Below are 23,766 nucleotides of genomic sequence, written 5' to 3' on the forward strand. Positions count from 1 at the left end.
ATGGTTAGCTAGGAGAAACCGCGGCGCCCCCGGGCGCCCCCTGGCCACGGCCCACCCGGCCGGCCGCCCACCCGCATGGAAGGCTGCTGTAGAGACAGTGGAAGAGACCCTGAAGATCATCGTGCTGGTCAAGCACGTACCGGACGCGCAGTTCGACCGCCACCTCACCGGCGGAGACAACACCACGGACCGCTCCGAAAGCATCCTGTCGGAGCTGGACGAATACGCCCTCGAAGCCGCGCTGCAGCTGATCGAGGCCCGCGGCGGCGAGGCCGCCGGCAACAAGCTCATCGCCCTGAGCATGGGCCCGGCCGGTGCCGTCAACGCCGTCAAGAAGTCGCTCCAGATCGGCGCCACCGAAGGCGTCCACCTCAGCGACGACGCGCTCGCCGGCTCGGACGCGGCGGCCACCTCCCTGGCCCTGGCGGCCGCGATCCGGCACCTCGGCGCCGACGTCCCCGCAGACCTGGTCCTGACCGGCATGGCGTCCACCGACGGCGAGACCTCCCTGGTTCCGGCCCAGCTGGCCGAGCGCCTTGGCCTGCCGCAGGTCACCTTCGCGTCCTCGCTCGAACTCGACGGCGGCACGCTCACCGCCCGCCGTGACGGGGACTCGCACGCGGATACGGTGGAGGCCACCCTCCCGGCGCTCGTGTCCGTGACGGACCAGATCAACGACCCCCGCTACCCGAATTTCAAGGGCATCATGGCGGCCAAGAAGAAGACCATCACCACGCTGACGCTGGCCGACATCGGCGTCGACCCCGACTCGGTGGGGCTGGCCGGCTCCTGGACCGCCGTCGAGACCGCCGAGGTCCGCCCGCCGCGGACAGCCGGCACCATCATCACCGACGAGGGCGACGCCGGCATCAAGCTGGTCGAGTTCCTGGCCGCGCAGAAGCTGCTCTAAGGGGAAAACCGGACATGGCAAAAGTACTTGTATTCATTGACACCCCCGGGCCGGCGCTGAAGAAGTCCAGCCTGGAGCTCCTTACCATCGCCCGCTCCCTGGGCGAGCCGGCGGTGGCCTTCAACGGCGAACTGCAGGACGCAGTCGCCGCGGACCTCGCCGCGTACGGCGCCGCGGATCTCTACGTCCCCGCCGCGGCGGACCTCAACGACTACCTCGTCGGGCCGAAGGCGGCCTTCCTGGCCGCCGCCGCGCAGACCTCCGGGGCCGCCGTCGTGCTGGCCGAGAACTCGGCCGAGGGCAAGGAGATCGCGGCGCGGCTGGGCATCAAGCTCGGCGCCGGCGTGATCACCGACGTCGTCGCCGTGGACCCGGACGGCACGGCGCACAAGTCGGTGCTCGCCGGCTCATACACCACCACGGCGAAGGCCACCACCCCCGTGGCCGTCCTGACCGTCAAGTCCAACAGCGTTGAGCCGGAGCCGGCCGCCGCGGCGACCGCCCCGCAGCCGGTCACCGTGGAACTGCCCGCCGATGCCACGACCGGGGCCGCACGCGTCACTGCCCGGAACGACAAGGCCGCGAGCGGCCGCCCCGACCTGTCCGAGGCCCGGATCGTGGTGGCCGGCGGCCGCGGCGTGGACGGCAACTTCGGGCCCGTCGAGGAACTGGCAGACGCCCTGGGCGCGGCCATCGGCGCCTCGCGCGCGGCCACGGACGCCGGCTGGATCGGCCACGACGCCCAGATCGGCCAGACCGGCAAGACCGTCTCGCCGCAGCTCTACATCTCCGCCGGCATCTCCGGCGCCATCCAGCAGAAGGCCGGCATGCAGACCGCCAAGGTGATTGTGGCCGTCAACAAGGACGCCGAATCGCCGGTCTTCGAGATCGCCGACTTCGGCATCGTCGGCGACCTCTTCCAGGTACTCCCGCAGGCGACCGAGGAAATCAAGAAGCGCAAGGCCGGCCAGTGAGCACCAACGCCCCCGCGGCACAAAGCCCGTTCGATCCGGAGCACCACCGGATCGAGCGGGTGCTTTGTTTCACCGCCCACCCGGACGACGTCGATTTCGGCGCCGCGGGCACCATCGCCGCGTGGACCGCCGCCGGGGTCCAGGTCAGCTACTGCATCATGACCGACGGCGACGCCGGCGGTTTCGATCCGGGGCAACGTGACGAAATCGTGCGGTTGCGGACCGAAGAGCAGCAGCGCGCCGCCGCCCTCGTGGGCGTCACCGACATCCGCTACCTCCACCAGCGCGACGGCTATCTCGAGGCCTCGCACGAGGTCATGCGCGAGGTGGTGCGCCTGATCCGCCAACTCCGCCCCGACGTCGTGCTTGCCATGCATCCCGAGCGCAATTGGAACCGCATCCAGAAGAGCCACCCGGACCATCTGGCGGTGGGGGAGGCGGTGACGCGGGCCGTCTACCCGGCGCTGGAGAACCCCTTCGCGTACCCGGAGCTGGCCGAGGCCGGCCTGGCGGCCTACAAACTGCCTTGGCTCTGGCTGTTCGCCGGGCCGGAGGAACGCGAAAACCACTTCGTCGATGTCAGCGGGCACGTCGAGGCCAAACTGGCCGCCATCCACATCCACGTCAGCCAGCACCCCGATGTCGAGGCCATGGAACGCACCGTCCGCGCCCTGATGCTGGCCACCGCGCAACGCGGAGGGCTGGCCGAGGGCCGCAGCGCCGAGGCGTTCCACGTCGTAGCCGTCAACGGCCCCGGCACCATCGCCGGTTTCTAGTGTTGCCCGCGGGGGACCGCTGCCATATGCTTGCCATTGTTTAAATCATATTTATTGATGGAAGGCAGACTTTAATGGCGAAGACTGCGCAGCACCCCGTTCTGGTCATCATGGGCGTCTCCGGCTCGGGCAAATCAACCGTGGCCGGCCTGCTGGCCGGCCGGCTCGGCTGGGACCTAGCCGAAGGCGACGACCTGCATCCGGCCTCCAACGTGGCCAAAATGCACGCGGGCCAGCCGTTGACGGACGAAGACCGCTGGCCGTGGCTGGACAGCATCGCCGACTGGATCCGGGCGCACACGGCGGCCGGGACACCCGGCGTCGTGACCTGCTCCGCCCTGAAGAAGCGGTACCGGGACGTGCTGCGCGGGGAGGGTGTTGTCTTCGTTTTCCTCGAAGGCAGCAAGGACAGGATCTCGGACCGGCTCGCCTCCCGGCACGGCCACTTTATGCCGCCGGCCCTGCTGGAATCCCAGTTCGAAGCCCTTGAAGCCCCCACCGAGGACGAAAACTCCATCACCCTGTGCGTCGGCGCCACACCGGCCGAAGAGGCCCAGGAAATCATCGACCGTCTCCAACTCGACGCCGCCGGCGCCGGCACGCACTGACCGCGCGCCGGACACACCCTTCATTCCCAGCTAGGAACACGTTTTGAATTCTCTTGCAGCACTGCAGCTTCCGGCTGCCGTCGAGGCCTGGACCGGCCACGACACCCGACTCCTGGTAGTCGCCGCCGTCGGCATCGCACTGATCGTGGTGCTGATCGCCAAGTTCAAGCTCCACCCCTTCCTCGCCCTGGTGCTCGGCTCGGCCTTCGTCGGCCTGGCCTCCGGGGTGGAACTGGCGAAGATCATCACCAACTTCGAGGACGGGGTCGGCGGCGTCCTGAAGGAAGTCGGCCTGCTGATCGCCCTCGGCGCCATGCTGGGCAAGCTCCTGGCGGACTCCGGCGGCGCCAACCGGGTGGTGGACACACTCCTCGCCAAGGCCAGCGGCAACCGCGTGGTCTGGTCCATCACGCTCGTCGCGGTGATCATCGGCCTGCCGATGTTCTTCGAAATCGGCCTGGTGCTGCTGCTGCCGGTGATCGTCCTGGTCACCCAGCGCTCGCGGATGCCGCTGATGCGCATCGCCATCCCCGCCCTGGCCGGGCTGTCGGTGCTGCACGGCCTGGTGCCGCCGCACCCGGGACCGCTGATCGCGATCAGCGCGGTCAAGGCCGAACTCGGCACCACGCTCGCGCTCGGACTCCTGGTGGCCATCCCCACGGTCATCATCTGCGGGCCGTTGTTTTCCCGGCTCGCCGCCCGGTGGGTTCCCGTGGGCGCCCCCGCCGTTGCGGGCGGCATCGACACCGAGCACGGGGCCGACCTGGAGGGCGTCAAGCGCCAGCCCAGCTTCCTGGTGACGCTGCTGACCATCATCTTCCCGGTGGTGCTGATGCTGCTCAAGGCCGTCGTGGACATCATCTGGCCGGACGCCAAGACGGCGCCGTGGATCCGGGTCTTCTTCGACTTCGTCGGCCAGCCGCTGGTGGCCATGACGCTCGCCGTGCTCCTGGCAATCGGTACCTTCGGCTACGCCGTCGGCTTCACCGGCAACAAGATCACCGCCAAGATCGGCGCGAGCCTCGGCCCGATTGCCGCGATCCTGCTGATTGTCGGGGCCGGCGGCGGCTTCAAGCAGACCCTGATCGGCGCCGGCGTCGGCGACGCGGTCAAGAAGTGGGCCGAGGGCGCCAACATGTCCGTGCTGGTGCTCGGTTTCCTCGTGGCGGTCGCGCTGCGCCTGGCCACCGGCTCCGCCACCGTGGCCACCGTGACGGCGGCCGGCATCGTCGCCCCGCTGGCCAGCTCGCTCTCACCGACCCATGCCGCCCTGCTGGCCCTCGCGATCGGCGCCGGTTCGCTCTTCCTCTCGCACGTCAACGACGCCGGCTTCTGGCTGGTGAAGGAACTGTTCGGCCTCAGCGTCGGCCAGACCTTCAAGACCTGGTCCGTGATGGAAACGCTGATCTCCGTGGTGGGCTTCGGCTTCGTGATGCTGCTCTCGCTGGTCATCTAAGCGTCCGGACAACACCCAACCGGCACAACAAAGCCGCGCCGGCCCCAAGAAACCAAGCGGGGCGCTGCGCGGCTTTGTTGTTTGGTCTTAGGCGCCCAGCGGGGCCGACGCTACGGTCGGCAAGGTGGGCGACTTCGAGCCGCCCGCGGGCTCCACCGTGATCCCCAGAGCGGCGGCGGAACCGATGCCCGTGACGACAGCCGGCTTGGACAGTGCTTCCGCGTCCATCAGGCCCTTGGAAACCGGGGCCGAGCCGTCCTTGGGGATCAGCCACATCTGGTAGACCTTCCCCGCCGGCGGGGCCGGAACGCCGTTCATCTTCACCACGGCGGCATCCTTCGAGGAGGACAGGGTCAGCGAGGCCGTGCCGCCGCCGATCACCTCGACCGTCGCCTTGCGCACATCGCCGGCCTGCATCACCTGGTTGAGCGGATCGTTCTGGTTGGCGACATACGCCCCCACCCCGACGCCGCCGATGGCGATGGCGGCCGCAGCAGCGACGCCGATCAGCCAGGCGCGGGTGCCCTGCGGCCGACGCCGCTCCTCCCGGCGCTTGCGGGCGGCACCGAGTTCATCGGTGACCGGAAGTTCGGGGTTCTCCCGGACCGGCCGGGCCACCACCGGGGCTGCGGCGTCGGGGGACGGCACGGCGTCGGCCGGTCCGGCATTTTGTGCCGGAAGGGCGGCGACGATGCGGTCGAAGAGTCCGGCGGGCGGTTCCTCCTCGGCGCTGAAGCTCCGGGCCAGGGCCTCGCGGGCCTGCCGGACGCGCTGTTCGAATTCGGAGCGCTCGGCCAGCGGTGCGTCGGCAAGGTGGCGCTCGACGGCGTCGCGTTCGGCGTCGTCAAGGGCGTGGAGCGCGTAAACCTCGGCGAGGTCCACGGCGCGGCCGGAGCTGAGGTCGCCGGCGATGTCGGGGGAGAAGCTGCCGGGCGCGCGGTCGCTGTCCTGTGGATTCATGTCGTTCATCTCAACTCACCCCCAAACAGGTCTTCAGGCGGATTAGTCCATCGCGGATGCGGGACTTGATGGTGGGAACGGCCGCGTTGAGCCTCTCGGCGACTTCCCGGTAGGTAAGCCCTCCGTAGTAGGCGAGCCGGACGGATTCCTGCTGCGTGTCGGTCAGCGTGTCCAGGCAGCGGACCACGGCCTCGGCCTCAAGCCGGCTGCCGACCTCGTCGGAGACGGAGTCGTGGTCGATCTCCTGGCTGCTGGCGCCGTACCTGGACTCCCGGTCGGTGGACGACTGCGAGGACCGGACCTTGTCCACGGCCCGGCGGTGCGAAATTGTCATCAGCCACGCGAGCGGGCTGCCGGCGTCGGCGTTGAACTTCGCCGCGTTCTGCCAGACCTGCAGGAAGACTTCCTGGGTGGTGTCCTCGCTCAGCTCCGGGTCGATCAGGACGCGGCGCGCCATGCCAAAAACACGGCGCGAGGTGAGCCGGTAGAACTCGGCGAAAGCAGCCTGGTCCCCGCCGGCGATCTGTCCGAGCAGTGCTGCCAGCCGGCGGTTTACGTCGGCTGGGGCGCTGGGGGGAGCAGCGGCCGCGGGATTCGGGGCATTCGGAGTGTCCATCACCTTCAAGCATAAGGTGCCGTCCGCCGATCGGGGGCCAGGACGGGCTTGGACGTCGCCGTGGTTGCCCGCAGCCCGAAAGGCCGGGCGTCTATCCACCTGCATTGTGCTCACCTGCCGCTCCTCGCTCCCTTCGACGTCCAGCATGGATGGTCTCTCAGAAGGCATTCGGAGCGGCGGCAGGTCCGGATGGGATGGACTTCGGGAATCCGTGGCGGAATCCGTGGCGAGGCGCTGCTAGAGCTTGGCGCCCGCGAAGCCGTGCTGGCGCCACGCCTCGTAGACGGCGATCGAGGCCGCGTTGGCCAGGTTCAGCGAGCGCAGCGCCGGCAGCATCGGCAGCCGGACGCGGGACGTCACATGCGGGTCGTTTTTCAGTTCCTCGGACAGGCCCACGGATTCGCGGCCGAACATCAGGACGTCGCCGGGAAGGTAGCCGATGTCCGTGTAGGAGGTTTCGCCGTCGGACGTGAACGCAAACACCCGCTCCGGCGCCAGGGCCTCCCATGCGGCGTTGATGTCCCGGTGCACTGTGACGACGGCGAGGTCGTGGTAATCCAGCCCGGCGCGGCGGAGTTTGGCGTCGGAAAAATCAAAGCCCAGCGGCTCCACGAGGTGAAGCTCGGCCCCCGTGATGGCGGCGAGCCGGATGGCGTTGCCAGTATTGCCGGGAATTTCGGGGCTGTGGAAGAGGATGCGGAACACGCTTCCATCCTAGCGATCGGTCCGGGCGGTCCGGTACGCTAGTGCATTCCGCGCAGCAGCCGGGCGAGTACCGGAACGTTGACCGTGTTCGGGGCCGGCCCGGAACTGAGGAACTGCTTGAGGCCTCGGGCCAGGCCGGCGGCGTTGACCACCTGCACGGTTTCGTGGCTGTCGCCCCGGCCCCGGGAGCGTCCGTGCCGGTCGATCACGGGTTCGTGCAGGTTGCCGTCGGTACTGTGGACCACCGTCCAGCCGGTGACGTTAAGTTCCGGGAAGATGTCCTGCATCCGGCGCACCACGTGGGCCAGCTGCGGCGGGGCGATGGAGCGGCCGCCGTGGTTCAGGGTGCTGCCGTTCCAGGCATAGGCGCCCGGCGGCAGGAGCATGGAACCGATGATGGCCAGCCGGTAGCCGGAGAGCAGCGCATGGTCGATGTGGCTGTTGTCCGCCGGGGACTGCAGGCCGTTGACCAGGCGGGAAGCGGGAATCGCGGGCAGGATCTGCCGGGTGATCAGCTGCACTGTGCGCATCTCGCGCTGGATGCGGGCCTCCGCGCCGAAGAGCCCGCGCTTGCGGGGCATGCCGTGGACCTGCTGGCCGGCCACCGGCTCCGGGATCAGCGGCACCTCGCCGGCCGCGGCCACCTCCTCGAAGGAGGGCACGTACACCGGGGCGTCCGCGGCGGTGTTCCGCGGCGTGTTGGGCCTGCGAACGTGTGCGGAGGCCCGGCTGCCGGCAGCCGGCGCGTCGAAATGCGCCCCTTCCTCGGCCGGGGCCGTCCGGCTGGAGAATGCGGTGCCGCTGCCGTACGAGCGGTCGTAGTCGGCGCGGCGCCTGGCGTCGATGAGCGTCTCGTAGGCGAGGGTGACGCGGCGGAACGTGGCGGCGTCGCCGCCGTGGTCGGGGTGCGCCGTGCGGGCAGCCTTCCGGTAAGCCACCTTGATGTCCTTGTCCGTTGCCGTGACAGGAATCCGGAGGACCTGGTAGTGCGAGCTGCTGCCCTGCGTCAAGCAAGAATCCTTTGCATCGGTGGAGCGGGTCCGGCCGGGACCTCCGGCGTGGCCAGTTTAACCGGCTGGGGGAATAACGAGCGCGCGGCCGCAGATGGTTCCCGGCGGCTGGCATAATTCAGCCCATGAAGATTGCCCTCGCCGTCAACCCGCGCGCCTCCTTCGGCCGCGGACGGCATGCCGGCCAGGAAGCGGCGGACTGCTTCCGCGCGGCCGGGGTGCAGGTGCAGTTGCTGTGCGAGGACAGCTACGAGCTGCTGTCCCGGGCCGTGGACAAGGCGCTGGCCGACGGGGTGGATGCGCTGGTGGTGGCCGGCGGCGACGGGATGGTGCACCTCGGCGTCAACGCGCTCGCCGGGTCGGGCGCCGCCTACGGCTCGACGCCGCTGGGCATCATTCCGAGCGGCACCGGCAATGACATGGCCCGGGCGCTCGGACTGCCGCGGCACAACATCCCCGCGGCCGCCGCCCGCGTCCTTGAGGCCCTGCCCACGGGCGGGCGGCTGATCGACGCCGGCCGGGTGCGCTCCGGGGACCGGACGTACTGGTTTGCCGGCGTCGTCTCGGCCGGCTTCGACGCAGCCGTCAACGAACGCGCCAATGCCTGGCGCTGGCCCCGGGGCCGCTCCCGGTACAATCTGGCCATGCTGCGCGAACTGGCCACCTTCCGCGCCATCCAGTACACCGTGACGGCCGACGGCGAGCGCTGGAGGCAGGGGGCCATGCTGATCTCGGTGGCCAACGGGCAGTCAATCGGCGGCGGCATGAACGTGGTGCCCGACGCTGTGCTCGACGACGGATACCTTGACCTGTTCATTGTCCGGCCGCTGTCCCGCGCGGGATTCCTGGCCGTGTTCCCCAAGGTGTTCTCGGGCCGGCACGTGGGCCACCCGGCGGTGGAGATCCGCCGGGTCCGGGAAGTTGAACTGGAAGCCGCCGGCGTCATCGCCTACGCGGACGGCGAACGGATCGGGCGGCTGCCGCTGGCCATCGACGTCGTCCCCGGTGCCCTTCGGGTGCTGGCGTAGGCCCGCGTCGGCTCGGGCCGCGCTCGCGGCGGCCCGCGCCGACGCCAGCAGCGGCCGCTACCGGGCCCTGGCCGGAGAGAGCCGGTTCAGGGCAAGGGCCCCGACCAGCAGGCCGAAATCGCGCAGCGCCACGTCAAAGAAGCTGCCCAGTACCAGCAGGTTGATGATGATGCCGAGCAGCCAGACGGCGACCAGCAGAGAACCGAAGCGGGGCCGGAACGCTACCGCCAGGCCCGCAACGATCTCCACGACGCCGACGATGTACATAAAAGTTTGCGCCGGCAAGGGGACTACCGACGTCGCCACGGGGGCGAGATACATCGTCCAGTGGGTAAGCAGGTTGGTGAACTTGTCCAGGCCGAAAATGATCGGTGCCACGGTGAAAACCGTGCGCAGCAACAGGAAGGCCTGCCGCTGGGCGCCGGCCGCGGCGGTCGGGGCGGGGGCTGCCAGTGTGGTTGAAGATTTCATCATGCACTCCTTCTAAAAATGGATATCTTGATTTTAGAATGGTAGCGGAGGTTAAGCAATGGATCTTGTTTTTAGAGCTAGGGTGGATTTATGAACGTCTTTTCGTGGAGCCGCAGGCTGGCCGCCGTGGCCTCCCTGGGCGATGAGAGCCGCCGGCGGCTCTTCGGCTTCGTCGCCGCCGCGGACGACGCGGTCAGCCGTGACGATGCGGCGGGGGCGCTGGGGCTGGCGCGCAGCACGGCGTCGTTCCAGCTGGACCGCCTGGTCCATGACGGCCTGCTGGCAGTGGAATTCCGCAAGGTCGGGGGCAAGGAGGGCCCGGGCTCGGGCCGTCCGGCCAAGCTCTACCGTGCCGCCGTGCAGGAGGTCTCGGCGTCGGTGCCCGAGCGCAGCTACGACCTGGCCGCCGAACTGCTGGTGACGGCTATTGAGGACTCAGCGGCGGACGGCGGATCCGCCCGGGAGGCGCTGCTGCGCGCGGCCCGGGCGCGCGGCGAGAACGCGGCGGAGTCCGCCGGCGGCGACTTTGACGCCGTGCTCGCCGACGAGGGGTACCTTCCCGCGGACGACGGCGCCGGCGGCTTAGTGTTGCTCAACTGCCCCTTCCACCGGGTGGCCCAGGGCCACACGTCTGTGGTCTGCGCCATGAACGGCGCGTTCCTGGCCGGCGCCGCCGCAGGCTGCGGCCTGGCCCCGGACCGGGTGGAAGCGCTCGACATCGAGGTCCTCAGGGCGCGGGACGACGCCACAGCAGCCCAGTGCTGCGCCCGGATCAGGCCGGCCTGAGCCTGGCCTGCCCCTTGAGGCCGGTCAGCAGGACGCCGGCGACCACCATAATCCCGCCGACGACCTGGACCAGCGTCAACGGCGTGCCCAGCGCCACCGTAATGATCGCCGTGAACACCACCATCAGGTTCAGGTAGTTCCCCGCGGTCCCCGGCGGGGTGGTCTTCAGCGCCAGGTTCCAGAACAGGTAGGCGCCGAGGGAGGGGAAAACGGCGATGTAGGCCAGCGACCAGCCTTCGGCCGGGGTCTCCGGGAAGCGGACGTTCAGGGCGAGGGCGAAGGGGGCCAGCGTCACGGTGGCGATCGCCACCTGCACCGCCGTGGCGGTGATGGCGGGAATCTCCAGCCGGCGGGCGATGATCGTGTAGCTGCCCCAGACCACGATGGCGCCGATCATCATCAGCTCGCCGGTATTGATCGAGAGGCTGAACACCCGCTGCAGTTCCCCGCGGGTCAGGACCAGCAGCACCCCCAGCAGCCCCAGGCCGATGCCGAGCCAGCCGAGCCGGGTGGTCTTCTCCCCGAGCAGGACGATCGCCATCACCACAATCAGGGCCGGGTTGGCCGCCGTGATCAGGGAAGCGTTCATGGCCGAGGTGTAGCCCAGGGCGCCGTACAGCAGCAGGGTGTAGCCGCTCATCCCGAGCACGCTCAGCAGCAGCAGTACCGGCGAGCGGCGCAGCACCGCCCGCCAGTCCGGCTTTTCGACGAAGTGGGCCAGTGCCAGCAGGGGCAGCGCCGCCAGGGTCCAGCGCCAGAAGGTCAGGTCCAGCGGGGTCATCGAGGCGACCGCGGCCTGGCCGACGACGAAATTTCCGGACCAGAACAGGGTGGCCAGGACGAGGTACAGGGACGCCTTCACCGCTCGAATGTACACCAGCACGCGACGGTAGAATTGGGCTGTGCCCGTTTACCTAGACCACGCCGCCACCACGCCGCTCGCCGCCGAGGCGCTCGCCGCCCTGACGCGTGAGCTGGCGCGCACCGGCAACCCCTCCTCGCTGCACGGTTCCGGCCGCCGCGCCCGCCGGGCCGTCGAGGATGCCCGCGAGGCGGTGGCCGCCGCGGCCGGGGCGCACCCCTCGGAAGTCATCTTCACCTCCGGCGGCACGGAGGCCGACAATCTCGCCGTCAAGGGCCTCTACTGGGCCCGCCAAGCCGAGGACCCCCGCCGCACCCGCATCCTGTGCTCCACCATCGAACACCACGCCGTGCTGGACACCGTCGAATGGCTGGAGCGGCACGAGGGCGCCGACGTGCGCTGGCTGCCGGTCGACGCCGAGGGCGTGCTGGACCTGGCGGCGCTGGAGGCCGAACTGGCCGACGGCCCCGCCTCGATCGCCCTCGTCACCGTGATGTGGGCCAACAACGAGGTGGGCAGCATCCAGCCCGTCGCCGACATTGTGCGCCTGGCACACGCCGCCGGAGTGCCGGTGCATGCCGACGCCGTGCAGGCCTTCGGCTCGGTGCCGGTCGATTTCCGCGGGACCGGCCTGGACGCAATGTCCGTCTCCGGGCACAAGATCGGCGGTCCGGTCGGCGTCGGCGCCCTGCTCCTGGGCCGCGCCGTCAAGCTGACCCCGGTCCAGCACGGCGGGGGACAGGAGCGCGACGTGCGATCCGGCACCCTGGACACCGCCTCGATCGCGGCCTTCGCGGCGGCGGCGGAGGCGGCGGCTGCACACCTGGCCGGGGAGTCCGCGCGGATCGCCGGGCTCCGGGACCGCCTGATCGAGGGCGTGCGCGACGCCGTGCCGGAGGCCGTGCTGCGCGGCGCCCCGGGGCCAGGCCGGCTGCCGGGCAACGCGCACTTCACCTTCCCCGGCTGCGAGGGTGACTCCCTGCTGTTCCTGTTGGACCTTGCCGGCGTGGAGTCCTCCACCGGATCCGCCTGCACCGCCGGCGTGCCCCGGCCTTCGCATGTGCTGCTCGCGATGGGGCTCGACGAGGACACCGCCCGCGGTGCCCAGCGCTTCACCCTGGGCCACACGTCCACGGAGGCCGACGTCGATGCCCTGCTGGCCGCCCTGCCGGGGGCGTATGCCCGCGCCCGCCAGGCCGGCATGGCCGGGCACGAATCCAGCATCCAGACCGCCGGAACCATCGCCCGCCACTCCGCCGCCGGCTAGGGCTCCGGCAGCAGCTGCTCCAGCGGGATGTCCTGGTCCGCCAGTACCGCCGGGCTCACCTGGGCCCGCGCGGCGATCAGGGCCTTGATGGCCTTCTGCGGCTTGGCGGAGCGGGGCCAGTTGACGTTCATGCCCGCCACCACACGGCCGCCGCGCTGCCAGAACGCCAGGAACTCCTTGGCCTCCAGCGAGCCCCGGATGACGGGCGGGCCGTCGATGAGCGTCGGGAAACCGGAATACTCCATGCTGACGTCGTACTGGTCCGTGTAGAAGTAGGGGATGGTGTCCAGCACGGCGTCCCGGCCCAGCATCGCCCGTCCGGCGACCTTGCCGCCGTTGAGCGCGTTGGACCAGTGCTCGCTGCGGTGGTGCCGGCCGGTGAACGGGTGCAGGGCGTTGGCGACGTCGCCGGCGGCAAAGACCCCGGGAGCGGAGGTCCGCAGCGAGGCGTCGGTGATGATCCCGTTGCCCAGCTCGATGCCGGCCGCCGCGGCGAGCGAGGTTTCGGGCACGACGCCGACGGCGACCACCACCAGGTCGGCGGCCAGGACTTCGCCGGCGTCGGTGCGGACGCCGGTGACCCGGCCGGCGTCGCCAGTGATCGCGGCGGCCGACGCCGGCAGCCGGAACCGCACGCCGCGGGACTCATGCAGCGAGCGGAAGAAGCCCCCCAGTTCGGGGCCGATCGCCGCCGCCAGCGGCACCTGCTCGAGCCCCAGCAGCGTGACGGCGTTGCCGTAGGAATTCGCGGCCGCGGCCAGTTCCATCCCGATCCAGCCCGAGCCGACCAGCACCACGTTTCGGCCGCCGCCGGCCAGGGCCTCCCGGAGCCGGCGGCTGTCCTCGACCGTCCGGAACGTCATCACGCCCTCGAGGTCGCTGCCGGGCAGCGGAATTGAGCGCGGACGTGCGCCGGTGGCCAGCAGGAGCGCCGAATAGCGGAGCCGCGCGCCGTCGGCGAGGTCCGCCGTGCGGGCACCCGTGTCCAGCGCGGTGGCGGGAGCGCCCAGGCGCAGCTCGACGTCGTTCTCCGCGTACCAGCGGGCCGGCACCACCGGGAGCGCCTCCTCGCCGTCCTTGCCGAGGAGGTACTCCTTCGACAGCGGCGGCCGCAGGTAGGGGGCATGCGGCTCCTCGGCGAGCAGGGTCACCGGACCTTCGTAGCCCTCGGCCCGCAGGGTCTTCGCGGCGGTGGCTCCGGCCAGTCCGCCGCCCACAATCACGATGTTGTCGATAGTCATCTCTGGGGGTCCCGTCTGCGCTGGTGCCAGGAGTTGCTAAGCCGAATTTCTAAAACAGTTAACTTTGACGCTAGAAGAGCCGGGCCTGAGCGTCAAGGCTTTTTGGGGGAGCAATCGGCGTGGCGATAGAATAGGCGGGCGGACGTTGTGTTAGCTCCACGCCTTGGGGCGACCGCCCGTGAACCCCCTGATTCCCACAGAAAGCCAGCATGCGAGTTCTTGCAGCCATGAGCGGCGGCGTCGATTCCGCCGTCGCCGCAGCCCGCGCCGTCGAGGCCGGCCACGACGTCGTCGGGGTCCACCTTGCCCTCTCCCGCATGCCCGGCACGCTGCGCACCGGCAGCCGAGGCTGCTGCACCATCGAGGACTCTCGCGACGCCTGGCGGGCCTGCGACGTGCTCGGCATCCCGTACTACGTCTGGGACTTCTCCGAGCGCTTCAAGGAAGACGTCGTCCAGGACTTCATTGACGAGTACGCCGCCGGACGCACCCCCAACCCCTGCATGCGCTGCAACGAGCGGATCAAGTTCGCCGCCCTGCTGGAGAAGGCGATTGCCCTGGGCTTCGACGCCGTCTGCACCGGCCACTACGCCAAGGTGATCACCGACGCCGAGGGCAACCCGGAACTGCACCGCGCCGCGGACTGGGCGAAGGACCAGAGCTACGTGCTGGGCGTCCTGACCCACGAACAGCTCCGGCACTCGATGTTCCCGCTCGCCGACACCCCGTCCAAGGCGGAGGTCCGCGCCGAGGCGGAGCGCCGCGGGCTGTCGGTGGCGAACAAGCCCGACAGCCACGACATCTGCTTCATCCCCGACGGCGACACCGCCGGCTGGCTGGCCGAGAAAATCGAGATGACCACCGGCGACATCGTGGACGAATCCGGCGCCAAGGTCGGCGAGCACCCCGGCGCCAATGCCTTCACCGTCGGCCAGCGCCGCGGCCTGAAGCTGGGCACCCCGGCCGCCGACGGCAAGCCGCGCTTTGTGCTGGAGATCCGGCCCAAGGAAAACAAGGTGGTGGTGGGTCCCGAGGCCCTGCTGGCCATCGACGAGATCCGGGGCATCAAGGTCTCCTGGGCCGGGTTGCCGATCGCCGAAATCGCCACCGGCGCGGAGTTCGACTGCCACGCCCAGGTCCGGGCCCACGGGGACCCCGTCCCGGCGACCGCCCGGATGGAGCACACGGACGGGGCCGGGGATTTGGTGGTCACCCTGGCCGAGCCGCTGCGCGGTGTGGCCCCCGGCCAGACCGTGGTGCTGTACCAGGGCAGCCGGGTCCTTGGCCAGGCCACGATCGACGCCGCCCGGTCGCGGCAGCGCGCGGCCCTCTAGCGCCCGTCCCAGTTTTCGACGTCCCGCACCGGACGGACATGTCCACTCTTCGCGGCCACGAGTGGGCATATGGGGATTATGTCCATTCCCCGGCCCGGGCCCAGGGCATGCGCCCGTCAGGATCTCTGCGGAGGGACATGTCCATTGGCCGAAGGGTGCTCAGGGCATGTCCGCGCGCGGGTGCCTGGGACCCGGGGGCATGTCCATTCTTCGCGGCCACGAGTGGGCATATGGGGATTATGTCCATTCCCCGGCCCGGGCCCAGGGCATGCGCCCGTCAGGATCTCTGCGGAGGGACATGTCCATTGGCCGAAGGGTGCTCAGGGCATGTCCGCGCGCGGGTGCCTGGGACCCGGGGGCATGTCCATTCTTCGCGGCCACGAGTGGGCATATGGGGATTATGTCCATTCCCCGGCCCGGGCCCAGGGCATGCGCCCGTCAGGATCTCTGCGGAGGGACATGTCCATTGGCCGAAGGGTGCTCAGGGCATGTCCGCGCGCGGGTGCCTGGGACCCGGGGGCATGTCCATTCTTCGCGGCCACGAGTGGGCATATGGGGATTATGTCCATTCCCCGGCCCGGGCGAAGGGCATGTCCACCCGCAGATCGCCGCCGTCGAAGGTGCCGAAGATCCGGGCCATATCCTGCAGAAAACGATGAGTTCCTTCGAATCGTGTAAATTTTGTGTCTCAACTCACAAGATTTGACGATGCACCCCACGGTCTTCTGGTTGAATCTAGGAATCAGGACAGTGAGCTGCCCCACGAGTCAAGCTACCCCGGGCAGCGGACTAGTACTCATCGAACAGAAAGTTCACAGATGGCAATGAACAAAAAAGCCCTCCAGAGCGCCATCGCGCTCGCCGGGGTTTCCGCCTTTGCATTGACGGCCTGCACCGGTCCTTCCGGCGGCGGAACGTCCTCCGGCAGCGCCGCAGGCGGAGGCACCATTACGTACGGCACCACTGACAAGGTGGTCACCCTCGATCCGGCCGGCTCGTACGACGCCGGCTCCTTTATGGTGATGAACCAGATCTACCCGTTCCTGATGAACTCGAAGCCCGGAACGGCCGATTCGAGCCCGGATATCGCCGAGTCCGCTTCCTTCACGGCCCCGACCGAGTACACCGTCAAGCTCAAGTCCGGCCTGAAGTTCGCCAACGGCCACGCGCTGACGTCCTCCGACGTGAAGTTCTCGATCGACCGCGTCGTGAAGATCAACGACGACAACGGCCCGGCCTCCCTGCTCGGCAACCTCGCCTCGGTGGAAGTCAAAGACGACTCCACCGTCGTGTTCAAGCTCAAGGAAGGCAACGACCAGGTCTTCCCGGGCGTCCTCGCAGCCAACGCCGGCCCGATCGTCGACGAAGAGGTCTTCCCCGCCGACAAGCTGATGAGCGACGACGAGATCGTCAAGGGCAAGCCCTTCGCCGGCCAGTACACGATCGAGAGCTACAAGAAGAACGAGCTCATCAGCCTCAAGGCCAACGCGGACTACAAGGGCATGCTCGGCAAGCCGGCGAACGACAGCGCCACGATCAAGTACTACGCCGACTCCAACAACCTCAAGCTCGATGTCCAGCAGGGCAACATCGACGTCGCCGGCCGCAGCCTGACCGCGACCGATGCCGCCGACCTCGAGAAGGATTCCAAGGTCAAGGTCCACAAGGGCCCCGGTGGCGAACTGCGTTACATCGTGTTCAACTTCGACACCATGCCGTTCGGCGCCAAGACCCCCGACGCCAGCCCGGCCAAGGCCCTGGCCGTCCGCCAGGCGATGGCCAGCGTCGTCGACCGCGACGCGATCGCCAGCCAGGTCTACAAGGGCACCTACCTGCCCGCGTATTCCGTGGTCCCCGACGGCTTCGTCGGCGCCATCAAGCCGCTCAAGGACATGTACGGCGACGGCAACGGCAAGCCCAGCCTCGACAAGGCCAAGAAGGCCTTCGCCGACGCCGGCGTCACCGCCCCGGTCACCCTGAAGCTGCAGTACAACCCGGACCACTACGGCAAGTCCTCCGGCGATGAGTACGCCATGATCAAGGAACAGCTGGAGAAGTCGGGCCTGTTCAAGGTCGACCTGCAGTCCACCGAGTGGGTCACCTACTCCAAGGACCGCACCAAGGACGTCTACCCCGTCTACCAGCTCGGCTGGTTCCCGGACTACTCCGACGCCGACAACTACCTGACCCCGTTCTTCATCCCGGGCAACTTCCTCAAGAACCACTACGAGAACGCCTCCGTGACGGACCTGATCAAGAAGCAGCTCACCACCGTTGACAAGAGCGCACGCGAAAAGGTGCTTGGTGACGCCCAGACGGCCGTCGCCAAGGACCTCTCCACGCTGCCGCTGCTGCAGGGCGCCCAGCTGATGGTCGCCGGCAAGGACGTCCAGGGGGTCGACAAGACCCTCGACGCTTCCTTCAAGACCCGTCTCGGAGTAATTTCCAAGTAGGTCCATTCCCCATCCGGTCCTGACCAGCCATGGAGGCGGGGCGCCTGCGCGGCGTCCCGCCTCTCTTGCTGAGGGCAGGACAACCGATTCCGGAAGCCCACGAAGCCGACGGAAACACAAATTTAGGTACCAATGACAACACTTATTGAGGCGCCGCCCAGCGACGCCGACGGCCTATTGCCGACAAAGAAAAAGGCGTCCGGTGGGGGACTGGGCCAATACATCCTGATCAGGTTCCTGCTGATCTTCCCGACCATCTTCATCCTGGTCACGCTCGTGTTCTTCCTGATGCGGATCACGGGCGACCCGATCACGGCCGCCCTCGGCGGCCGGCTCCCGCCGGAGCAACTGGCCGAACGCATCCACTCGGCCGGCTACGACCGGCCCATCTTCGTGCAGTACTTCGAATACCTCGGCCGCCTCCTCACCGGCAACTTCGGCACCACACTCTCGGACAACCGGCAGGTCTCCGAGATGCTGACCACCTACGGGTCGGCGACGCTCGAGCTGTCCATCAACGCGCTGCTCGTGGCCCTGGTTGTGGGCATCCCGCTGGGCATGATTGCCGCGCACCGCCGCGACAAGGCGCCCGACGCCGTCCTGCGCATCTTCGCCATCCTCTGCTACGCCACGCCGGTGTTCTTCGCCGGCATGCTGCTCAAGCTGACCTTCTCGGTCTGGCTCGGCTGGCTTCCGGTGGCCGGGCGGGCCAAGACCTCGACGGAACTGGCCCTCACCGCGCTGCAGGCGCCCACCGGCATCTACTGGCTCGACGCCGTCCGCAGCGGCAACATGGCCGCGCTGGGCGATGTCACCGCGCACGCCGTGCTGCCCGCCGTCGCCCTGGGCCTGCTGACCGCCGGTATCTTCCTGCGTCTGGTCCGCACCAACGTGATCGGCACCCTCGGCAAGGATTACGTGGAGGCCGGACGCTCACGCGGCGTCAGCGAATTCCGCCTGGTCACCAAGCATGCCTACAAGCCGGCGCTGATCCCCATCATCACCGTGATGGGCCTGCAGATCGCGGTCATGCTCGGCGGCGCCGTGCTGACCGAGACCACCTTTGAATGGAAAGGCCTGGGCTTCCAGCTCGCCACCTACCTGACGGCCCGCGACTTCGTGGCCGTGCAGGGCATCGTGGTGCTGCTCGCCGTGATCGTGGCCGTGACCAACTTCATCGTGGACATCGTCGCCGCGCTGATCGACCCCCGCGTGAGGTACTGACATGAGCATCGAACCAACCATCGCCGCAGAAAACCGCCGGGAACCCTGGTTCAAGCGGCTGCCGGTCGTTTCCCACTTCAACAAGAGCGTCGGCCTGCAGCGGGGCATGCTCGTTACCGGGCTCATCCTGACCGCGCTGTTCCTGCTGACCGCGATCTTCGCCCCGCTGATCGCCCCGTTCGGCTTCTCCCAGATCTCCGACGCCGACGGCAGTTTCCCGGCGCAGCAGGCCCCCGGTGGGCGGCACCTGCTCGGTACCACCGTCGGCGGCTACGACGTGTTCTCCCGGGTTGTCTGGGGCGCGCAGACCGCCGTCCTGGTGATCGTCGTCGCCGTGATCATGTCCATCTTCATCGGCGTGATCCTCGGCCTGGTCAGCGGCTACATCGGCGGCTGGCTGGACCGGATCCTCGTGGTGATCGCCGACGCCGTGTACGCCTTCCCGTCCCTGCTGGTGGCGATCGTCATGGCGATCGTGATCAGCGGCGGGCGCTCCAGCCTGTGGGGCGGGATCCTGGCCGCGGCGATCTCGATCACCGTGGTCTTCATCCCGCAGTACTTCCGGGTCATCCGCGCCGAAACCATCCGGCTCAAGGCCGAACCCTTCGTCGAATCGGCCAAGGTGGTGGGCGCATCCAACATCCGGATCATGAGCCGGCACATTTACAAGAATGCCACCCGCACCCTGCCGCTGATCTTCACGCTGAACGCCTCCGAAGCCATCCTCACCCTCGCGGGCCTGGGCTTCCTCGGCTTCGGCATCGAACCGACGTCGGCAGCCGAATGGGGCTTCGACCTCAAACAGGCGCTGGCGGACACCACCTCCGGCATCTGGTGGACGGGTGTCTTCCCGGGCCTGGCCATTGTCCTCACCGTGGTGGGGCTGACCCTGGCCGGCGAAAGCATCAACGACCTCAACGACCCGCGCCTACGCGGGCGCAAGAAGGCTGCCTCCGGCAAAGGCGGCCCTGATTCCGCCGGCGCCCAGACAGCAAACTCAGCAGAAGTGAGCAGTTCATGAGCACCAATATCGGCTCCATTTCAGACCAGCACACCCGAGGCTCCGGGCCCGTGCTGGACATCAACAACCTCAAGGTGACCTTCGCCACGGACGCCGGGGACGTCTATGCCGTGAAGGATGTCAGCCTCGAGGTCAACCCCGGCGAGGTCGTCGCCATCGTGGGCGAATCCGGCTCCGGCAAGACCGTCACCGCCAAGACCATCCTGGGTCTCTTGCCGGAGACGGCCATCAGCTCCGGCGCCGTGCTGATCAACGGCAACAACGTGATCAGTGTGAGCGCCGCGAAGCTGCGGGAAATCCGCGGCCGCGACGTGGCCATGGTGTTCCAGGAGCCCTCGACGGCGCTGAACCCCGTCTTCACCGTGGGCTGGCAGATCGCCGAGGGCATCCGTGCCCATGCCGGGCACAGCCGGGTCAGCGCCAGGGAGGCCAAGGCCCGCGCCATCGAGGCCCTGCGCAAGGTGGGCATTCCGGACCCGGAAACCCGGGTCAACTACTACCCGCACCAGTTCTCCGGCGGGCAGAAGCAGCGCGTGGTCATTGCCGCGGCGCTGGCGCTCAACCCGGGGCTGATCGTCGCCGACGAACCGACCACGGCGCTCGATGTCACCGTGCAGGCGGAGATCCTGGAACTCCTGCGCGAGCTCCGGGACCAGTACGGCACCTCGATCGTGCTCATCACTCACAACATGGGCGTCGTCGCCGACCTCGCCGACCGCGTCGTCGTGATGTATCAGGGCGACGTCGTCGAAGAGGCCAGCTCGCGGGTGCTCTTCGCGGAACCGAAGCAGGACTACACGAAGAAGCTCCTGGCGGCCGTCCCGCACCTGGGCCGGAACTCCGCCTCGGCGGGCATGACCGAACGCGCCCACCAGGGCGGCAAGGTCCTGGTCGAGGCGAAGAACCTGACCATCGAGTACCCGGGCCGGCTGGGCAGCCCCGCGTTCAAGGCCGTGGACGGCGTGAACTTCACGCTCTCCGAGGGCGAGGTGTTCGGCCTCGTCGGCGAGTCCGGTTCCGGCAAGACCACCATCGGCCGCGCCATCGCGGGCCTGAACAAGACCACGGGCGGCAGCCTGAAGGTCCTCGACTACGAGATGCTCAATCTCAAGGAGCGCACCTTCAAGCCGCTGCGCAAGCAGATCGGGTTTGTGTTCCAGGACCCGGCGGCGTCGTTCAACCCGCAGCTGACCATCGGTGAGTGCATCGCGGAGCCGCTGGTCATCCACAGCAAGCCGACGCCGGCGCAGGCCCGCCAGCGGACCCGGGAGTTGCTCGAATCGGTGCAGTTGCCGGCGTCGTACGCCGACCGCTACCCGCACGAGCTCTCCGGCGGCCAGCGCCAGCGCGCGTCACTGGCGCGGGCGCTGATCCTGAACCCGAAGCTGCTGATCGCCGACGAGCCGACGTCGGCGCTGGATGTTTCGGTGCAGGCGAAGGTGCTGGAGCTGTTCAAGGAGATCCAGGCCGAATTCGGATTCGCCTGCCTGTTCATCAGCCACGACCTCGCCGTGGTGGACATCCTCTCACACTGGGTCGGTGTCCTCTACAAGGGCAAGATGGTGGAACAGGGCCTCGGAAACCAGGTCATGGGCCACCCGCAGCACGAGTACACGAAGAAGCTCATCGCGTCACTGCCCGTTCCGGATCCGGACGAGCAAGCACGGCGCCGCGAGGAGTTCCGCGCGGTGCTCGGCGCCTGAGCCGGACCGTTCCGGCAGCACCTAAAGGGCATGCCCGCCGTTCACTGCGAACGGCGGGCATGCCCTTTTCGGCACGGGTGGCCCGCGCTTAACACCCGAGGGGATTTCAGCCCGGCCCCCTAGACTGGGTCAATGACCGAGCAGAACCAGAACCTCCACCACGACGCCGACGCCGATCCCTACGACCCCGCCGCCAGCTCCCTGGCCGGGCACGTGGATCCCGCGGTGATGGCGGAACTGCTCTCCATCCGCTCCAGCATCGACAACATCGACGCCACCTTGGTGTTCCTCCTGGCCGAGCGGTTCAAGGCCACCCAGAAAGTCGGCTTCCTCAAGGCCGCGCACAAACTTCCCGCCGGGGACCCGGGCCGCGAGACGGCACAGATCGCCCGGCTGCGCCGGCTCGCCGCCGAAGCCCACCTGGACCCGGCGTTCGCCGAGAAATTCCTGAACTTCATCATCGGCGAGGTGATCCGCCACCACGAGGCCATCGCCGAGGACCACCAGGCCGCCGCGCATGAGGCCGCCGCCGGGCGGGCACCGGCCGGCCCGGCCGTCTCCGCCGAGGCGTAGCCGTGCCCGTACCCGCTGCCCCGGTGCCCGCTGCCTACGTGTCTGCTGCCGCAGAGGTCACGGCCACAGCCCTGGGCCCGTGGCCGGGGGAGGACCCCGTCGAGGCCGCCCGGATCATCCGCGGCGAGCTCGGCAGCCCGCACCTTCCCTTCCTCGCCGAGCTCCCCGACCGCGGCGTCGGCTCGGACGCGCTGGGCCGCACCGCCTCGCTGCTGGAGGGTCTCGCCGTCGACGTCCAGCCGTTCGGCTGGCGGCTCGTCGACCGGCCCGGCAAGGACCTGATGCGTGCCCGCTCGGCGCTGTCCACCGACATCAACGTCCTCGCCGACGTCGTCGGAGCCGAAGAGACCCCCGCGGCCGAGCTGAAGATCCAGCTGCGCGGCCCGCTGAGCCTGGCCGCCGGCCTGCACCTGCACAACGGCGAACGGGCCCTCATCGACCATGGTGCGCGGCGGGATCTCGCGGCCTCGCTCGCGGCCGGCGTGGGCGCCTACCTGCGCCGGGCCGCCGCCGCCGTGCCCGGCGCTGCCCTGGTGGTGCAGCTCGACGAACCGGACATCGCGGCCGTGATGGCCGGCACCATCCCCACCTCCAGCGGCTACCGCACCCTGCGCGCCGTGCCGGGTTCCGAAGTTACCGAATCCTGGCGGATTGTCATTGACGCCCTGCGCGCGGCCGGGGCGGCCGAAATCGTGGTCTCCGTGCCCGAAGTCGAGGCACCCTTCGACCGGATCCTCGCCGCCGGCGCCGACGGGATCGCCGTGCCGCTGCGGGCGCTGACCTCCCGCCAGTGGGAGCAGCTCGCCGGCGCGGTCGAGTCCGGCAAACGCCTGTGGGCCGGCGCGCTGGGCGTCGAGGACCCCGCAGCGGCGCTGCCCCGCGTGCCGCAGGCGGTCGAGACGCTGTGGCGCCCGTGGCGCCAGCTCGGGCTCCCGGCGGGGGCTCTGGGCTCGGTGCGGGTCACACCGTCCGGCGGCCTCGCCGGGCATACCCCCGCGTCCGCGACGGCGGTGCTGACCCGGCTGACGCAGCTCGCCGACGGGCTGAACCAGCTCGCCCTCGGCTAGGCCCTAGACGCGGCGTTCCCAGCGGTCGGGCCGGACCCGCGCGGGGAGACGGCCGGGGCCCGACGCGCCGGCGGGGTAGGGCTCAAGCCGGTAGTCGAAGCGGCCGGCGTAGACCAGCACCAGCCCGATCTGCGGCTGGATCACCTTGACCTGGATCCGGTGCCGTCCCTCGTCCGCGTCCCACCACTGCTCGGCATAGGCCTTGGCGTCCAGGGCCGCCGGCAGCGGGATCCGCAGCGGGCCCAGGAACAGCCGGGAGGCCTCGGAGATGCCGCGCAGCCGTCCCCCGGGGGTGACGCTGAGGTTGAGGTCGGTGACGAGTCGGCGGTAGCGGCCCACATAGTCCACCAGCCGCGGGGCGCCGGCGGAGGTGTCCAGGCTGGTGGTGTCGTGGAAGATCCTGGTGGTCCGCGGGAAGAAAATGTCCCGCCGGGCGGTCAGGCTGGGGCGGCCGAACGGGTCCAGATGGGCGTGGTTCTCGATCCGGAACCTGATCCCATCGCCGTACTCCGGGAAAAACGCCTGCTCACCGGTGGCGAGCCGCAGCAGCGGCCGCAGCCACGCCTGCCGGCAGCCGACGACGTCGAAGACGCCCTCGCCGACACCGTAGCGGCCGGACCCCGGCACGAGGGAGAAGTACTCCTGCAGTTCGGGCTGCAGCTTGGCAAAATCCGGTCCGAGACCGAGCCGGTAGATCGGTTCATCGCCGTTCACGGCATCC

General features: G+C 69.1%; 23 protein-coding genes. 15 read left to right on the forward strand and 8 right to left on the reverse strand.

Annotated elements, in window-relative coordinates:
- Nucleotides 1-109 precede the first annotated feature (109 nt).
- From ABLI39_RS03535 to ABLI39_RS03555, 5 genes are all read left to right on the forward strand, one after another.
- Complete coding sequence (locus ABLI39_RS03535) at nucleotides 110-910, forward strand: electron transfer flavoprotein subunit beta/FixA family protein (RefSeq protein WP_349412204.1); 801 nt, start codon at nucleotides 110-112, stop codon at nucleotides 908-910.
- Nucleotides 911-924: 14 nt separating this feature from the next.
- The gene (locus ABLI39_RS03540; protein WP_349412036.1) at nucleotides 925-1,884 is read left to right on the forward strand and encodes an electron transfer flavoprotein subunit alpha/FixB family protein; all 960 of its coding nucleotides are present in this window, start codon (nucleotides 925-927) and stop codon (nucleotides 1,882-1,884) included.
- Nucleotides 1,881-2,660: a PIG-L deacetylase family protein gene (locus ABLI39_RS03545; RefSeq protein WP_349412037.1), complete on the forward strand. Its 780-nt coding sequence runs from the start codon at nucleotides 1,881-1,883 to the stop codon at nucleotides 2,658-2,660. The genes ABLI39_RS03540 and ABLI39_RS03545 overlap by 4 nt, the downstream gene beginning before the upstream one ends.
- Nucleotides 2,661-2,734: 74 nt before the next feature.
- Nucleotides 2,735-3,268, forward strand: a complete 534-nt coding sequence (locus ABLI39_RS03550) for a gluconokinase (RefSeq protein WP_349412038.1) — start codon at nucleotides 2,735-2,737, stop codon at nucleotides 3,266-3,268.
- 43 nt (nucleotides 3,269-3,311) lie between these two features.
- The gene (locus tag ABLI39_RS03555; RefSeq protein WP_349412039.1) at nucleotides 3,312-4,724 is read left to right on the forward strand and encodes a GntT/GntP/DsdX family permease; all 1,413 of its coding nucleotides are present in this window, start codon (nucleotides 3,312-3,314) and stop codon (nucleotides 4,722-4,724) included.
- Nucleotides 4,725-4,811: 87 nt separating this feature from the next.
- On the opposite strand, the gene ABLI39_RS03560 is transcribed toward ABLI39_RS03555, so the two are convergent.
- The 4 genes from ABLI39_RS03560 to ABLI39_RS03575 all read right to left on the reverse strand — a co-directional run bounded on the left by ABLI39_RS03560 (nucleotide 4,812) and on the right by ABLI39_RS03575 (nucleotide 8,015).
- Nucleotides 4,812-5,693 carry an anti-sigma factor gene (locus ABLI39_RS03560; RefSeq protein ID WP_502935182.1) on the reverse strand — a complete coding sequence of 294 codons (882 nt, stop codon included), beginning with the start codon at nucleotides 5,691-5,693 and terminating at the stop codon, nucleotides 4,812-4,814.
- Between the two features lies 1 nt (nucleotide 5,694).
- Nucleotides 5,695-6,300: an ECF RNA polymerase sigma factor SigK gene (gene sigK / locus ABLI39_RS03565; RefSeq protein ID WP_349412041.1), complete on the reverse strand. Its 606-nt coding sequence runs from the start codon at nucleotides 6,298-6,300 to the stop codon at nucleotides 5,695-5,697.
- 237 nt (nucleotides 6,301-6,537) lie between these two features.
- Nucleotides 6,538-7,005 carry a tRNA (cytidine(34)-2'-O)-methyltransferase gene (locus ABLI39_RS03570; RefSeq protein WP_349412042.1) on the reverse strand — a complete coding sequence of 156 codons (468 nt, stop codon included), beginning with the start codon at nucleotides 7,003-7,005 and terminating at the stop codon, nucleotides 6,538-6,540.
- Between the two features lie 38 nt (nucleotides 7,006-7,043).
- On the reverse strand, nucleotides 7,044-8,015 hold the full coding sequence (locus tag ABLI39_RS03575) for a J domain-containing protein (protein ID WP_349412043.1): 972 nt from the start codon (nucleotides 8,013-8,015) through the stop codon (nucleotides 7,044-7,046).
- Nucleotides 8,016-8,140: 125 nt separating this feature from the next.
- Here ABLI39_RS03575 and ABLI39_RS03580 point away from each other — a divergent pair, with 125 nt between their 5' ends.
- Nucleotides 8,141-9,043, forward strand: coding sequence for a diacylglycerol/lipid kinase family protein (locus tag ABLI39_RS03580; RefSeq protein ID WP_349412044.1), 903 nt, complete (start codon nucleotides 8,141-8,143; stop codon nucleotides 9,041-9,043).
- A 57-nt stretch (nucleotides 9,044-9,100) separates the two neighbouring features.
- Here the strand turns inward: ABLI39_RS03580 and ABLI39_RS03585 are convergent, their stop codons facing one another.
- Nucleotides 9,101-9,514 (reverse strand): hypothetical protein, encoded by a 414-nt coding sequence (locus ABLI39_RS03585; RefSeq protein WP_349412045.1) that lies wholly within the window; start codon nucleotides 9,512-9,514, stop codon nucleotides 9,101-9,103.
- 90 nt (nucleotides 9,515-9,604) lie between these two features.
- On the opposite strand from ABLI39_RS03585, the gene ABLI39_RS03590 reads away from it, so the two are divergent.
- The gene (locus tag ABLI39_RS03590) at nucleotides 9,605-10,300 is read left to right on the forward strand and encodes a helix-turn-helix transcriptional regulator (protein WP_349412046.1); all 696 of its coding nucleotides are present in this window, start codon (nucleotides 9,605-9,607) and stop codon (nucleotides 10,298-10,300) included.
- Here the strand turns inward: ABLI39_RS03590 and ABLI39_RS03595 are convergent.
- Nucleotides 10,287-11,162, reverse strand: a complete 876-nt coding sequence (locus ABLI39_RS03595) for a DMT family transporter (RefSeq protein ID WP_349412047.1) — start codon at nucleotides 11,160-11,162, stop codon at nucleotides 10,287-10,289. The genes ABLI39_RS03590 and ABLI39_RS03595 overlap by 14 nt on opposite strands.
- 40 nt (nucleotides 11,163-11,202) lie before the next feature.
- Between ABLI39_RS03595 and ABLI39_RS03600 the strand changes: the two genes are divergently transcribed.
- Entirely contained in the window at nucleotides 11,203-12,429 is a 1,227-nt protein-coding gene (locus ABLI39_RS03600; protein WP_349412048.1) for a cysteine desulfurase family protein, read from the forward strand.
- Here ABLI39_RS03600 and ABLI39_RS03605 read toward each other — a convergent pair.
- Entirely contained in the window at nucleotides 12,426-13,670 is a 1,245-nt protein-coding gene (locus ABLI39_RS03605; protein WP_349412049.1) for an NAD(P)/FAD-dependent oxidoreductase, read from the reverse strand. The genes ABLI39_RS03600 and ABLI39_RS03605 overlap by 4 nt on opposite strands.
- A gap of 209 nt (nucleotides 13,671-13,879) precedes the next feature.
- Between ABLI39_RS03605 and mnmA the strand changes: the two genes are divergently transcribed.
- The 7 genes from mnmA (at nucleotide 13,880) to ABLI39_RS03640 (ending at nucleotide 23,045) form a co-directional block, all read left to right on the forward strand.
- Nucleotides 13,880-15,004, forward strand: a complete 1,125-nt coding sequence (gene mnmA / locus ABLI39_RS03610) for a tRNA 2-thiouridine(34) synthase MnmA (RefSeq protein ID WP_349412050.1) — start codon at nucleotides 13,880-13,882, stop codon at nucleotides 15,002-15,004.
- Nucleotides 15,005-15,822: 818 nt separating this feature from the next.
- Nucleotides 15,823-17,457 carry an ABC transporter substrate-binding protein gene (locus ABLI39_RS03615; RefSeq protein ID WP_349412051.1) on the forward strand — a complete coding sequence of 545 codons (1,635 nt, stop codon included), beginning with the start codon at nucleotides 15,823-15,825 and terminating at the stop codon, nucleotides 17,455-17,457.
- 132 nt (nucleotides 17,458-17,589) lie between these two features.
- Entirely contained in the window at nucleotides 17,590-18,681 is a 1,092-nt protein-coding gene (locus tag ABLI39_RS03620) for an ABC transporter permease (RefSeq protein ID WP_349412052.1), read from the forward strand.
- Nucleotide 18,682: 1 nt separating this feature from the next.
- Complete coding sequence (locus ABLI39_RS03625; protein WP_349412053.1) at nucleotides 18,683-19,702, forward strand: ABC transporter permease; 1,020 nt, start codon at nucleotides 18,683-18,685, stop codon at nucleotides 19,700-19,702.
- Nucleotides 19,699-21,405, forward strand: coding sequence for an ABC transporter ATP-binding protein (locus tag ABLI39_RS03630; RefSeq protein ID WP_349412054.1), 1,707 nt, complete (start codon nucleotides 19,699-19,701; stop codon nucleotides 21,403-21,405). The genes ABLI39_RS03625 and ABLI39_RS03630 overlap by 4 nt, the downstream gene beginning before the upstream one ends.
- A 132-nt stretch (nucleotides 21,406-21,537) precedes the next feature.
- Complete coding sequence (locus tag ABLI39_RS03635; RefSeq protein ID WP_349412055.1) at nucleotides 21,538-21,978, forward strand: chorismate mutase; 441 nt, start codon at nucleotides 21,538-21,540, stop codon at nucleotides 21,976-21,978.
- A 2-nt stretch (nucleotides 21,979-21,980) separates the two neighbouring features.
- Nucleotides 21,981-23,045: a uroporphyrinogen decarboxylase/cobalamine-independent methonine synthase family protein gene (locus ABLI39_RS03640; protein ID WP_349412056.1), complete on the forward strand. Its 1,065-nt coding sequence runs from the start codon at nucleotides 21,981-21,983 to the stop codon at nucleotides 23,043-23,045.
- A gap of 3 nt (nucleotides 23,046-23,048) precedes the next feature.
- Here the strand turns inward: ABLI39_RS03640 and ABLI39_RS03645 are convergent, their stop codons facing one another.
- Nucleotides 23,049-23,759 carry a DUF4166 domain-containing protein gene (locus ABLI39_RS03645; protein WP_349412057.1) on the reverse strand — a complete coding sequence of 237 codons (711 nt, stop codon included), beginning with the start codon at nucleotides 23,757-23,759 and terminating at the stop codon, nucleotides 23,049-23,051.
- Nucleotides 23,760-23,766: the final 7 nt, after the last annotated feature.

This window comes from Pseudarthrobacter sp. B907, assembly GCF_040137805.1.
Taxonomy (GTDB): domain Bacteria; phylum Actinomycetota; class Actinomycetes; order Actinomycetales; family Micrococcaceae; genus Arthrobacter.

Bases quoted from the DNA above. Each gene is read 5' to 3' on its own strand.
- ABLI39_RS03540 (WP_349412036.1), top strand. From the start codon at position 925: ATGGCAAAAGTACTTGTATTCATTGACACCCCCGGGCCGGCGCTGAAG.
- ABLI39_RS03550 (WP_349412038.1), top strand. From the start codon at position 2,735: ATGGCGAAGACTGCGCAGCACCCCGTTCTGGTCATCATGGGCGTCTCC.
- ABLI39_RS03560 (WP_502935182.1), bottom strand. From the start codon at position 5,693: ATGAACGACATGAATCCACAGGACAGCGACCGCGCGCCCGGCAGCTTC.
- sigK (WP_349412041.1), bottom strand. From the start codon at position 6,300: ATGGACACTCCGAATGCCCCGAATCCCGCGGCCGCTGCTCCCCCCAGC.
- ABLI39_RS03580 (WP_349412044.1), top strand. From the start codon at position 8,141: ATGAAGATTGCCCTCGCCGTCAACCCGCGCGCCTCCTTCGGCCGCGGA.
- ABLI39_RS03585 (WP_349412045.1), bottom strand. From the start codon at position 9,514: ATGAAATCTTCAACCACACTGGCAGCCCCCGCCCCGACCGCCGCGGCC.
- ABLI39_RS03590 (WP_349412046.1), top strand. From the start codon at position 9,605: ATGAACGTCTTTTCGTGGAGCCGCAGGCTGGCCGCCGTGGCCTCCCTG.
- ABLI39_RS03605 (WP_349412049.1), bottom strand. From the start codon at position 13,670: ATGACTATCGACAACATCGTGATTGTGGGCGGCGGACTGGCCGGAGCC.
- mnmA (WP_349412050.1), top strand. From the start codon at position 13,880: ATGCGAGTTCTTGCAGCCATGAGCGGCGGCGTCGATTCCGCCGTCGCC.
- ABLI39_RS03615 (WP_349412051.1), top strand. From the start codon at position 15,823: ATGGCAATGAACAAAAAAGCCCTCCAGAGCGCCATCGCGCTCGCCGGG.
- ABLI39_RS03620 (WP_349412052.1), top strand. From the start codon at position 17,590: ATGACAACACTTATTGAGGCGCCGCCCAGCGACGCCGACGGCCTATTG.
- ABLI39_RS03625 (WP_349412053.1), top strand. From the start codon at position 18,683: ATGAGCATCGAACCAACCATCGCCGCAGAAAACCGCCGGGAACCCTGG.
- ABLI39_RS03630 (WP_349412054.1), top strand. From the start codon at position 19,699: ATGAGCACCAATATCGGCTCCATTTCAGACCAGCACACCCGAGGCTCC.
- ABLI39_RS03635 (WP_349412055.1), top strand. From the start codon at position 21,538: ATGACCGAGCAGAACCAGAACCTCCACCACGACGCCGACGCCGATCCC.